This is a genomic window from Novosphingobium sp. SG751A (assembly GCF_013149295.1).
Lineage (GTDB): Bacteria > Pseudomonadota > Alphaproteobacteria > Sphingomonadales > Sphingomonadaceae > Novosphingobium.
In genome coordinates, this window is the sequence record NZ_JABGCB010000001.1 from 304,778 (window position 1) to 315,707 (window position 10,930).

The following is a 10,930-nucleotide window of genomic DNA, read 5'->3' on the forward strand; positions in this document are numbered from 1 at the left end:
CCCCATGATGCCCGGCCCCAAACTCGACCGCATCGATCTCAAGATCCTTGCCAAGCTGCAACAGGCCGGACGCGTCACCAATGTCGAACTGGCCGATGCGGTGGGCCTGTCGCCCAGCCCTTGCCTGACGCGGGTGAAACGGCTGGAACAGGCAGGCTATATCACCGGCTATGGGGCGCATTTGAACCTCGGCAAGCTGGGCGAATTTCTGACGGTTTTCACCGAGGTCACGCTGTCCGAACACCGGCGCGGCGATTTCTCGCGATTTGAAAGCCGGATCGTCAAACTGGACGAGATCGTCGAGTGTCATCTGGTGTCGGGCGGCTATGACTATCTGCTCAAATTCGTGACGCGCGGCGTGTCGCATTATCAGTCGATCATCGAGGGGATGCTGGAAAGCGATTACGGGATCGAGAAGTACTTCTCCTATGTCGTGATCAAATCGCCCTTCATCAAACATCATTTCCCGATCCAGAGCCTGTTCGGCAACTCGCTTTAAGGCCTCCGACCCATGACAGACATAGCTGCGCTCTTGGCGCCATTGGTGGCGCTGCGCCATGATATCCATGCTCACCCGGAACTGGGCTTTGCCGAACATCGCACCGCGCGGGTGATTGCCGATGCTCTGCGCGCGGCGGGGCTGGAGGTGCATGAGGGCATAGGCGGCACCGGGGTCGTGGGCGTTTTGCGCGCCGGTAATGGCCCGCGCAAAATAGGCCTGCGCGCCGATATGGACGCGTTGCCCATCGATGAAAAAACCGGCCTGCCCTATGCAAGCCGCCACGAGGGATGCTTTCACGGCTGCGGCCATGATGGGCATATGGCGATGCTGCTGGGCGCGGCCCAAGCGCTGGCAGCTTCTTTGGCGGCTGATCCTTCGGGGATCGACGGCACGGTCCATTTCATCTTCCAGCCTGCCGAGGAAGGCCAGGGCGGCGCGCGCGCGATGATCGAGGACGGTCTGTTTGAGCGCTTTCCCTGCGACCGGGTCTATGCGCTGCATAACTGGCCCGCTCTGCCCGCCGGGACGATCGCCACCCGCGCGGGCGCGATCATGGGCGCGGCGGACAAGTTTCACATCACTCTGCGCGGGCGCGGCGGCCATGCTGCGGTTCCGCATGACACGAATGACACGTTGCTGGCCGCAGCATCGCTGGTGCAGCAATTGAACACGATCATTGCGCGCAATACCCCCGCCAGCGCCAATGCAGTCCTGTCCGTCACGCAGATCCACGGCGGCCACGCGCACAACGTCATCCCCGGAGAGGCGATGGTAGCCGGCACCGTGCGCACATTCGATCCCGTGGTTCAGGACCGGATCGAGCAGCGGATGCGCCAGATCATCGCCGGGATCGAGGCCGGTTTCGAGGTCAGCGCCCAGCTGGACTATGACCGCTATTACCCCGCCACGATCAATGACGCCGATGCCGCCGAAGATGCCCTGATCGTCGCGGCAACAGTCGGCACGGCACAACGCGCGCCGGAGCCGGCGGCCACATCGGAGGACTTTTCCTTCATGCTGCAGGCCCGCCCCGGCGCCTATATCTGGCTAGGGCAAGGTGTCGGAGAAAACCCGCCCCCGCTGCACAATCCGCATTATGATTTCAACGACGCGGTGCTGGAAACCGGCCTGCGTCTCCATCTCGCGCTGGCCCGCCACTGGCTGGCCCCGCAGGAGTGATGACCATGACCACTTGCCCCTCCTTCATTGACATTGCCGCCTTTGCCCAGAGCGCCCAGCCGGGCGCGGAACCGTTTGGCGCAGATGCGGCGCTGCTGCCCCTGCGCGGCGGGCCGGTTGAATTGCTGGCCTGCGCCCTTTCCGGCAGCGGCAGCGCGCAGACGCAAACCGGCGACACGATGCTGATCGTGGCCGAAGGCGAAGCGCAGATCACCTCGGGCGGCCAGACCCACACCTTGGCCAAGGGGGGCAGCCTCGTCCTCTCCGGCCCGCAAGGCTTTGACTGGAGCGCGGACAAGGCCCGCATTGTCACCATGCGCTATACCGGCGGGGCTGGCGAAGCGGCGGGCGTCACCGCCATCGACCCGACCACGCAGCGCGTCCCCTCGGGCGCGCCTCTGGCAGAATTGCTGATCGGCCCCACGCCGCAATGCCATAATCACACGCAGTTCCTGTCCGCCGATGGCGAATTCATGGTGGGTGTCTGGGATTCCAGCCCCTATCACCGTCGCGCGATGCCCTATCGCCATTTCGAACTGATGTATCTGCTGGACGGCAGCGTCACCTTCATCGACGAGGAAGGCCGCGAGGGCACATTCCGCAAGGGCGACCTGTTCCTTGTCGAACAGAATGCCCAGTGCAGTTGGGAAAGCCGCGAGGACGTGACCAAGATCTTTGCGATCTATCGCCCCAAGTAAGGCAAGCGCAGGTTCCGGGCGGGGTTCTGGGCGATCAATGTTCGCCCAGAACCCGCGCCTTCATCCGGTGCAACCCCATCCACATGCCCACCACCACCATGGGCACCATCACGCCCATGATCTCGGCCGCCGGGAAATGCTCGAAACGATGCTCGGCGGCTTTCAGCATATAGCCGATCAGGCTGATGCCATAATAGCTGAGTGCGACGACCGACAGGCCCTCGACCAGTTGTTGCAGCCGCAATTGCAGGCTGGATGACCGCTCCATCGAACGCAGCAATCGCCCGTTCTGATTCTCGATCCGCGTTTCCACGCGGGTGCGCAGCAGCGAGGTGAAATGCGCCGCACGCCCGGTCAGATCCTCCAGCCGCCGCGAATAGGCCTGCGCGGTGCGGATCGCGGGCAAGAGGCGGCGCTGGGTGAAATCCTCAAGACTGGGGTGGCCGGGGATCGGGCGCGGGGCCAGCGCGGCAAGCCGCTCCTCGACCAGTTGCGCATAGGCAGAGGTCGCGCTCATCCGGTAATGCGTCTCGGTCGACAGCGACATCAGATCGAGGCTGAGAACCGAAACCCGTTCGAGCAAAGCATCGTCGGTCGTATCGGGGTTGGCCACATCGGCGGCCAATTCGCGCAAGGTTGCCTCGGCCGCGTCCAGCCTTGGCCAATAGGCCTGCGCCATCGGCAGGCCCATCAGCGCCAGATTGCGGTAATTGCCAAGCTCCTGAAACCTTTGCAGCAATCGCGCCAGATCGGCAGGCGCCGCGCCATTGGCCGAAACCAGCGCAATGCCCAGCCCCTCGACCCCGATGCGGAAATCCGACCACAGCCTCACACCCGAAGCCCCGATCATACAGGAAACGAGATCGGAGCCGACAAAGCCCATCTGTGGCAAAAGGTCGCGCGCCTGCGCCTGATTTTCAACGACATGGATGCGGGTGGCACGTATGGTCTGGCCGGGAAAACGCTCGATCCATGCCAGCGCATCGGCAGGATCGGCATGGGGTTCGTGCATGAACAGGGTAATACCGCAGGCCTCGCTATGCTGTTCCCAGACAAAGGAAATGCCGGGGCCAAGTTCGCCCTCGGCATGACGCGGATTGTCCGATTGGCCCAGCCAGTTTTCCAGCATCGCCCTTTGCCCCGCCCGCTCCTCGGGCGAGACAAGGCGCAGCACCTGAAGGATCTGCGTCGGCGCATGGATCGCGGGCCAGCGCCGCAGATGCATCTCGCCCACCACCTGCCGCCGCAGCGGATGTTCGTCGAGCCTCATTCACCCCTCTCCCTTAATGCGGCGATTATCCCCTGCCCCAGCGACAAGCCGCCATCATTGGCCGGCACCTGTTTGTGGGCCACCGGCACCATGCCCCGCGCGCGGATTTCCCGGCGCAAACCGGCCAGCAGCACACGGTTCTGCATCACCCCACCCGACAGGATGACATACCCGCCCGGCGCCCCCGCAGCCGCCGCCTGATGCGCCAGCACCCTTGCCAGTGTGGCATGAAACCGCGCCGCAATCCGCCCCGGCGCCACGCCTGCGTTCAAATCACCCAGCAGCGCCCGCCACAATCCGCCCCATGCCAGATCGGGCGCAATATCCCACGCCGCCTCATCATAGGGCCGGGCCAAAGCCTCCAGCGCCATGGCCGCCTGCCCCTCGTGGCTGATCCGCGCAGGGTAGATCCCCAAGGCCGCCGCCACCGCATCGAACAACCGCCCTGCCGATGAGCATGGCGGACAATTCGTGCCGCTGTCGATCATGCTTTCGGCCAAGCGCAACCGGGGCTCATCGGGCAGATACGGCATGACCGGCCCCGTCACCGCTCGCCAATCCGCCCCGAAAGCCGCGCGCAAATGGGCGAGCAGATTACGCCATGGCTCCTTCATCGCAGCGACCCCGCCGACCAGGGGCACCGGCACGAAACCGCCCACACGCTCCACCCCGCGATAGCCCCCGCGCAGCACTTCCCCGCCCCACAGCGCTCCGTCCGGACCCAGCCCCAAGCCATCGAGCAACAGGCCAATATACTCGCCATCGCCCATGCCATTATCGGCAAGGCATGAGGCCATATGGGCATGATGATGCGCCACGCGGACCAGACACGCACCGGTTTCCTGCGCAATCCGCTCGCCCATCTGGGTGGAAAGATAGCCCCCATGGGCATCGACCGCGACGATCGCAGGTGTGAAATCGAACAGGCGGCGATAGAGATCGAGCATCGCCCGGTAATCCCCCAGCGCCGCCGCCTGCTCCAGATCACCAATATGCGGGCCGACCATCGCCTCGCCGCCACGGATCAGAGTGAAGGTCGCCTTCAACTCGCCCCCGCAGGCCAGCACCGGCGGCAAGCCATCGAAGGGCAGTGCGATGGGCGCGGGCGCAAACCCGCGCGCGCGGCGGATGGGGATCGACGCCCCCGCCTCATCCATCGCCAGCACACTGTCATCCAACCGGTTTTCGATGGCGCGGTCATGCATCACAAAAGCATCGGCAATCCCCGACAAAACCTCACGCGCCTGCGCATTGTCGATAACCTGCGGCTCGCCGCTGCGGTTGCCTGAGGTCATCACCAAAGGCCCGCCAAATTCCACCAGCAGCAGATGGTGCAGCGGCGTTGCAGGCAGCATCACCCCCAGATGATCCTGATCGGGCGCCAGCGCCTCAGGCGCCGCCGCCCGGCGCGGCAACAGCACAATCGGCGCCGCCGCGCTTTCCAGCAGCGTGCGCGCCGCGGCGCTGACCTCGCACAGATCCGCCGGCCGCGTCGTCATCACCGCAAAGGGCTTGGCATCACGCGCCTTGCGGCAGCGCAATTCCGCCACCGCCTGCGCATTCATCGCATCGCAGGCCAGATGAAACCCGCCCAGCCCTTTAACCGCCACAATCGCCCCGCCGCGCAGCAATTTCACGGCGGCGGCGATGGGCTCTCCTTCGGCCCCCTCGATCCACAAGCGCGGCCCGCAAGCGGCGCAGGCGATCGGCTGGGCATGAAAGCGCCGGTCCGCCGGGTCGCCATATTGCTCTGCGCAATCCGCGCACATCGGGAAATCACCCATGCTGGTCTGCGCCCGGTCCCACGGAATGGCGCGAGCGATGGTCAGGCGCGGGCCGCAATGGGTGCAATTAGTGAAAGCATACTTATGCCGCCGCTCACCCGGATCGCGGATTTCGGCCAGGCAGGCCGGGCAGGTGGCCGCATCGGGCGGGATGGCGGTGGTGGTGGCGCCCTGCCCGCTCTCGACAATTTTGAATGCGCCCCAGCCTTGCCCATTGGGCCCATCGCAGACTTCGACCCCGGCCACGCGGGCCAAGGGGGGAGCTTCATCCCGGATGCGCCGGGCCAGTTCGTCAAGCTCCGCCTCATCGCCCCATGCCGCGATGCGCACGCCCTGGCCATCGTTCGACACCTCGCCCGTCAGGCCCAATTCGCGCGCCAGACGCCAGACGAAGGGGCGAAAGCCCACACCCTGCACCGTCCCGCGCACACGGATGCTGCGCCCTTTGGCCGACATCAATGCACCGTGCAGACCATGCAGGGATCGAAGCTGCGCACGATATGCTGGACCGAAACCGGCTCGGTCTCGCCGGGGCGGATGGGTGCGCCGACAAGCGCCTGCTCCAGCGGACCGGGGATGCCGTTGCTGTCTCTGGGCGAGAAGTTCCACGTTGTCGGCGCAATGATCTGATAATGGCTGATCCGCCCGCCATCCAGCCGCAGCCAGTGGCCCAGACTGCCCCGCGCCGCCTCGGTCAGGCCCATGGCATCGCCCGTGTCCAGACGCGGGCGCGTGTCCTGAAAGGGCGAGGCCGGGTCGATGACGGCGATCCAATGCTCCATGGCCATCACCACCAGCGCGACCTCGATGATGCGCGCCACCACGCGGGCCTCAACGCTGGCACCATCGCGCGCGACATAATCGCGCAGCAGCGGATGGCCCGCCACCAATTGCCGCGAGAGCGCGCCCACCTCGGCGACATTTCCGCCAAGGCGCGGGGCCTTGCACCAGCTATAGGCATCCGGGTTGCTCATGTCGGGCACAGGGGCGGCATGGCGCGGCGCGCCGCCATGCCCGGCATACCAGGCGTGTGAAACATCCTCGGTGATCGCGCCGATAGGCAATGGCCCCGCAGCCCCGATCCCGGCATCGAACATCCCGCGCGGAAACAGCGGTCCGTCCCCGCCGGCATAGGCGCCAAAGGCGATATGGCGCAGGCGCGTCACCCCAGCGCGGGCGAGATCAAGCCTTTGCGCAATCTTCAGGAAATGAGCAAAATCGCCCCCATTCCCCTGCGCAAAGGCATAAAGCGCATCGCGGCTGGAAATCGCGGCCACCGCCTCCAGCGGCGCGTCGAACAGGACATTTTCGCAAAAGCTGCGAAAGCCCGCCAGCATCAGCCGCAGCCGGGCCTGTTCGGCCCGCGTGATGGCCCGCGTCGATCCGCCCGGCTGGATGGAGAGCGTATGGGGCCATTTGCCCGCCAGCACGCCCATCATGTTCATCAACCCGGCCCGCGCAGGCAGCATCTGGGTTGCCGCGCTGCCCTTCAGGGCGGTGAAACGGTCCGCCGCTGCCTGATGCCATGGCTCGCCCGCATAGGCGGCGCGGGCGAAATCGGGCATGAAGAACAGATAGAAATGGGTGATATGATCCGCGATATTTTCCACCGCATGGACCAGATTGATCGCATGTTGGCCATTGGCAGGGGGCAAGCGCCGCTCCAGCCCGGCGGGGCGCACCCCGGCCAGCGCGCGAGCCGCCGCCACGCTTTGCGAGACCGAACAGATGCCGCAGATGCGCGGGGCATAGGTAAGCGCATCGGCGGCAGGGCGCCCCACCAGCATCGCCTCAAACCCGCGATAGAGCGGCGAGGTGACGCGCGCGTCCTCGACATGATCGCCCGCCAAATCGAGCCGCACCTCAAGATCGCCCTCCACCCGGTTGAACGGGCCAAGGATCAGGCGCGATGGTTTGTCGGTCATGCGCCCTCCTTGCGCCGGTCGCGCGGCAGGATGGCGGGGGTGGGCCTTGCGGCATTCTCTTTTAACCGGCGCGGCGTGGCGGCCTTGGACAGGCTGGCCAGCGCTACGAACCACGCCTTGGGCATATCGGTGGGCAGGCCGATGGGGATGCCGCTGATCTTGGGTGTGGTGGAGAAACTGTGGCCCGGATCTTCAAACCCCGGCGCGGTGCAGTTGATGCAAGGGTAGCCCCCCGAAAGGCACGATCCCGACCCGTTCCACGCCCGCGTGTTGCAATCGGCGCGCGCCTGCGTGCCCTTGCAACCAAGGTTTTCCATCATGCAGCCAAGATCGCCCAGTTCCTCGGCGCTGGCCTTGAATTCATAATATTCATTACGGGCGCAGCCGTGGTGAACAAGGCTGGCGGTATAGGCCAAGGGGCGCTCCCATTCGTCAAGATCGGCGGCGGACAAGGTGCCGTCCGCCAGTTGCAGGATCGTATCGACAAACCAGCCCGGATGGATCGGGCAACCGGCGATATTGATGACCGGCAATCCGCCCCTTGCGCGAAACCCCGCGCCCAGCAACCCGCCCGCCCGCGTGCCGTTATAGGCAAGGCCGCCCGCCTCCACCGCATTGCCGCCGCCCGCCGTGATCCCGCCAAACGCCGCGCAGGAGCCAACCGCTATAATATGGGTCGCATGGGCGGCAATCGCGCCGATCATGTCGCGCATCGGCCGCCCGGTGCCCGCCATCAGGTGAAAGCCGCCGGTGCCGTTCGGGCCGTGGATGACCGATCCTTCGAGGCAGAGAATATCGACCGGCTGTGTCCCGTCCGCGGCGGAATCCAATATCGCGCGCGCCTCCGCCCCGGTCGCCTCGGAGAGCGAGGGGTGCCACAAGACCTCGACATGGGCGGCGCGCAGGGCCGAGATCAGGTCCGGCTCCTGCTGGCCCAGCAAGGAGAGCGTGCAGCCCCCGCAGCCCCCCGACTGCAGCCAGATCAGGCGCAGCGGGCGTTGCGCGGTGCCGGAGGGATAGGTCATTCCTCGCCTCCTTCCGGCCCGGACAGGGGCAGGCGCAGTGTGAACACCGCCCCGCCGCCGGGCGCATCGGCATAGTCCAGCGATCCGCCCAATTTGCCCGCCATCGTATAAGAGACATAGAGGCCCAGCCCTGTGCCCGCGCCAATGGGCTTAGTGGTGAAGAAGGGTTCGAAGATCTTGTCCTGATGATCGCGCGCCACGCCCGGCCCATTGTCGGCCACGGACAGGGCAATCGTATCGCCATCCTGCGCGGCGGAAATACGGATCGCCCCGCCATCGCGGTCCCTCAGCGCATCAGCGGCATTTTGCACCAGATTGACGAGGATCTGGTGCAACTGTCCTTTGCGGCTGGAGATCTCCAGCCTTTCGGGCAGGGCGCAATCCAATTCGGGCGGATCGCGCAGCGCCTTCAAGACCCAATCCGCCGCCGTATGCACCAGCCGGACAAGGTTGAAACTCTCCAGCGGCTCGCGCTGGCTGGCGGAGAAGCGGCGCAGATCCTGCACAATGTCGCGCACCCGTTCGGCCCCCTCCAGCGTGCCATCGACCAGCGGACCGATGTCGGAGAGCACGCGGTCGATCTTGAGCTTCTCACGCAAGGCGGCAAGGTCTGCCCCGCCCCGCCCGGCATCAATCGCGGCCAGATATTGCGTAATCGCCCCTCCATAGCGTTTGAGGGCATACATATTGCCAAAAACAAAGCTGATCGGATTGTTCAGCTCATGCGCCACGCCCGCCACCAGACGGCCAAGCGCGGCCATCTTCTCGCTGGTCAGCAATTGCTGCTGGGTCTGGCGCAATTTGCGATGCGCCGTGTCCAGTTCGGCCAGCGTGCGTTCGAGCGCGATATTGCGCTCCTCCAGCGCGGTCTGGCTGGCGACAAGGTCGGCATAGACATCATCCATCTTGCGGATGACATCGATCCACATATCCTCGCCATTCATGCCCAGATCCGCGAGCGCGGAAAATTCCGGCATGGGGTCATGAGGGCAATCGACATGGGACGGATCGAACCGCCCATCAAACCTGTCAAAACCGCCCGCCGCCATCATCGCCCCGCCACCCCACGCAACGGGTGGACATTTTCCAGCCCATAGCGTTCCAATTTCGCCCGCAGGCCCACGCGCGAGAGGCCCAATTCGCGCGCCGCCTGCGATTTGTTCCAGCGGTGGCGGATCAGCGTTTCGCGGATGATCCGCGCCTCCATCGCGCCGACCCGTTCTTTCAGATCGCCGGTCAGGTCGCCCAGATCGGGCACGGTTTCAGCCTGCGCCGTGGCCGCGCGCGCGGCGGGCGCGGCAATATGAGGCGACAGCACGTCCACCCCCAGCCAGCGCCCCTCCACCCCGCGCACCAGCATGCGCTGGATCTCGTTCTGCAACTCGCGCACATTGCCCGGCCAGCCATAGGCCGACAGGCGCGCCATCGCCTCGTCCGAAACGCCCTGCACGCGCTTGCCCATGCTGCCCATCGCGCGGTCAAGCAAGGTCTGCACCAGCACCGGCAGATCGCCGGGGCGGTCCTTCAGATCGGGCAGGCGCACGATCATGCCCGCCAGCCGATAGAACAGATCGGCGCGGAACCGGCCCTCGCGCACTTCTTCCTCCAGATCGCGGTTAGTCGCGGCGATGATACGCACATCGACCTTGCGCGTGCGGCCATGGCCGAGCGGGCGGATCTCGCCCTCCTGAAGCACGCGCAGCAATTTGACCTGAAAGGCGGAGCTGACCTCGCCGATCTCATCAAGAAACACCGTGCCACCATCGGCGCGCTCGAACAGGCCGGTGTGGTCGTCGATGGCACCGGTGAAGGCGCCCTTTTTATGGCCGAACAATTCGCTTTCCAGCAATTCATCGGGCAAGGCGCCGCAATTCTCCACCACGAAAGCCTTGTTCCAGCGCAGCGAGCCATAGTGCAAGGCCCGCGCCGCCAGTTCCTTGCCCGTGCCCGACGATCCGATCAGCAGCACCGGCACATCAAAAGGCGCCACCTGCGCCAGGGCGCCGCAGACATCATCCATCGGGCTGCCATGGCTGCGCACGATGCCATCGTTGAAATCATAGGCGCGGCGCACCTGCGCCTTGCGCTTATCCACCACGGCGGCGGCGGCCTTGGGGGCCATGCGCAGCTCCACCGCCAGCAGTTCATTCTCGCGCTGAAGCTGAAACAGGCGGCAGGCCGAATGCAGCGTCAAGAGCAGGTGATCGGGGTGCCATGGCTTGGTGACATATTGGAAGATGCCCGCCTGATTGATGCCGTCGATAATGTCATGCGCATCGGCATAGCCGGAAATAATCATGCGGATCACATCGGGCCAGCGCTCCTTCACCAACGTCAGGAATTCAACCCCGCTGCGCTCCGGCATCCGCTGGTCGCACAGGATCACCTGCACCCAATGCCGGCCCAACATCTCCTCGGCCTCACGCGTCGAGGAGGCCGTCAGGATCTCGAACTCATCCTCCAGAATGCGGCGCAGGGATTCAAGGCTGCGGATCTCGTCATCGACGATCAGGATGGTGGGCAGGGCCGATTGCGTCATAAACCAGC

The 10,930-nt window shown here is 65.3% G+C and carries 9 protein-coding genes; 3 read left to right on the forward strand and 6 right to left on the reverse strand.

Annotated features, from left to right (window positions below; genetic code table 11):
• The first annotated feature begins 4 nt into the window (after window positions 1–4).
• From FHW96_RS01650 to FHW96_RS01660, 3 genes are read left to right on the forward strand one after another with little or no spacing between them, the layout of a single operon-like run.
• Window positions 5–499, forward strand: a complete 495-nt coding sequence (locus tag FHW96_RS01650) for an Lrp/AsnC family transcriptional regulator (protein WP_216650729.1) — start codon at window positions 5–7, stop codon at window positions 497–499.
• Between the two features lie 12 nt (window positions 500–511).
• Entirely contained in the window at window positions 512–1,681 is a 1,170-nt protein-coding gene (locus FHW96_RS01655) for an amidohydrolase (RefSeq protein WP_172338811.1), read from the forward strand.
• Window positions 1,681–2,379, forward strand: coding sequence for a cupin domain-containing protein (locus FHW96_RS01660; RefSeq protein WP_172338812.1), 699 nt, complete (start codon window positions 1,681–1,683; stop codon window positions 2,377–2,379). The genes FHW96_RS01655 and FHW96_RS01660 overlap by 1 nt, the downstream gene beginning before the upstream one ends.
• 34 nt (window positions 2,380–2,413) lie before the next feature.
• On the opposite strand, the gene FHW96_RS01665 is transcribed toward FHW96_RS01660, so the two are convergent.
• From FHW96_RS01665 to FHW96_RS01690, 6 genes are read right to left on the reverse strand one after another with little or no spacing between them, the layout of a single operon-like run.
• On the reverse strand, window positions 2,414–3,649 hold the full coding sequence (locus tag FHW96_RS01665; protein ID WP_172338813.1) for a DUF3422 domain-containing protein: 1,236 nt from the start codon (window positions 3,647–3,649) through the stop codon (window positions 2,414–2,416).
• Window positions 3,646–5,889, reverse strand: a complete 2,244-nt coding sequence (gene hypF, locus FHW96_RS01670) for a carbamoyltransferase HypF (RefSeq protein ID WP_172338814.1) — start codon at window positions 5,887–5,889, stop codon at window positions 3,646–3,648. Before hypF ends, FHW96_RS01665 begins: the two co-directional genes overlap by 4 nt.
• Window positions 5,889–7,358 (reverse strand): nickel-dependent hydrogenase large subunit, encoded by a 1,470-nt coding sequence (locus tag FHW96_RS01675; RefSeq protein ID WP_172338815.1) that lies wholly within the window; start codon window positions 7,356–7,358, stop codon window positions 5,889–5,891. Before FHW96_RS01675 ends, hypF begins: the two co-directional genes overlap by 1 nt.
• Entirely contained in the window at window positions 7,355–8,383 is a 1,029-nt protein-coding gene (locus FHW96_RS01680; RefSeq protein WP_172338816.1) for a HupU protein, read from the reverse strand. Before FHW96_RS01680 ends, FHW96_RS01675 begins: the two co-directional genes overlap by 4 nt.
• On the reverse strand, window positions 8,380–9,435 hold the full coding sequence (locus tag FHW96_RS01685) for a sensor histidine kinase (RefSeq protein WP_172338817.1): 1,056 nt from the start codon (window positions 9,433–9,435) through the stop codon (window positions 8,380–8,382). Before FHW96_RS01685 ends, FHW96_RS01680 begins: the two co-directional genes overlap by 4 nt.
• On the reverse strand, window positions 9,432–10,922 hold the full coding sequence (locus tag FHW96_RS01690) for a sigma-54 dependent transcriptional regulator (RefSeq protein WP_172338818.1): 1,491 nt from the start codon (window positions 10,920–10,922) through the stop codon (window positions 9,432–9,434). The genes FHW96_RS01685 and FHW96_RS01690 overlap by 4 nt, the downstream gene beginning before the upstream one ends.
• Between the last annotated feature and the right edge of the window lie 8 nt (window positions 10,923–10,930).

Coding starts and splice junctions, on each gene's coding strand:
- FHW96_RS01650 (WP_216650729.1), top strand. CDS start 5: ATGATGCCCGGCCCCAAACTCGACCGCATCGATCTCAAGATCCTTGCC.
- FHW96_RS01655 (WP_172338811.1), top strand. CDS start 512: ATGACAGACATAGCTGCGCTCTTGGCGCCATTGGTGGCGCTGCGCCAT.
- FHW96_RS01660 (WP_172338812.1), top strand. CDS start 1,681: ATGACCATGACCACTTGCCCCTCCTTCATTGACATTGCCGCCTTTGCC.
- FHW96_RS01665 (WP_172338813.1), bottom strand. CDS start 3,649: ATGAGGCTCGACGAACATCCGCTGCGGCGGCAGGTGGTGGGCGAGATG.
- hypF (WP_172338814.1), bottom strand. CDS start 5,889: ATGTCGGCCAAAGGGCGCAGCATCCGTGTGCGCGGGACGGTGCAGGGT.
- FHW96_RS01675 (WP_172338815.1), bottom strand. CDS start 7,358: ATGACCGACAAACCATCGCGCCTGATCCTTGGCCCGTTCAACCGGGTG.
- FHW96_RS01680 (WP_172338816.1), bottom strand. CDS start 8,383: ATGACCTATCCCTCCGGCACCGCGCAACGCCCGCTGCGCCTGATCTGG.
- FHW96_RS01685 (WP_172338817.1), bottom strand. CDS start 9,435: ATGATGGCGGCGGGCGGTTTTGACAGGTTTGATGGGCGGTTCGATCCG.
- FHW96_RS01690 (WP_172338818.1), bottom strand. CDS start 10,922: ATGACGCAATCGGCCCTGCCCACCATCCTGATCGTCGATGACGAGATC.